Source organism: Acutalibacter sp. 1XD8-33, from assembly GCF_003612555.1.
GTDB lineage: Bacteria > Bacillota > Clostridia > Oscillospirales > Acutalibacteraceae > Acutalibacter.
Window position 1 is genome coordinate 1 of sequence record NZ_RAZF01000100.1, and the last position, 550, is coordinate 550.

1 pseudogene is annotated in these 550 nt (G+C 47.3%); it reads right to left on the reverse strand.

Annotated features, from left to right (window positions below):
- Window positions 1-452: pseudogene (locus D7X94_RS18030) on the reverse strand (IS30 family transposase); the annotation flags it as partial.
- Window positions 453-550: the final 98 nt, after the last annotated feature.

Sequence of the window (550 nt, forward strand, 5' to 3'; positions counted from 1 at the left end):
CCTTTATACAAAAGGTGTTCCGCCGTAACATTCAAGAAAATGTCGCCCCGATAAATCCAGTTATAAAGGGTCGTTTCGCAAATATGGGTGTCGAACTCCATTCCGTCAATCGCAATTTGTGCCAAAGCCGCGCCGGGGGACCTCTTCTTGTCAATGATCTGTTCTTCGATATACTCCGCAAAGGCAAAGTCTTTCCCCAGCTTTATGTCCGGCCCCTTTGCCCGCAAATGCTCTTGATACTTCCGTTCTGCAACGTCCGCGCAATACCGCGACACGGGTTCCAGTTCGCTTGTAAGCTGTTCGCACATTCCCCGCGCAATTTCATTGTATACGGTTTTCAGGCAAACGCCTAAAGCTTCCGCAATTTTCGGTTTCGGCGTTTTTATCTTTAGCATACGTTCAAGGGAAAGCCGATCTTCCCACTTCAAATGCTGATTCCCTTTATAGTTCATAAACCCTCCTACAATAGTAAATAACGTTGAAAGGCGCGGCAGCCAACCGTGCCTTTTGCTGTCTCAAAGCTGAAACTGTAGAATGAGGGAGAAAAAGG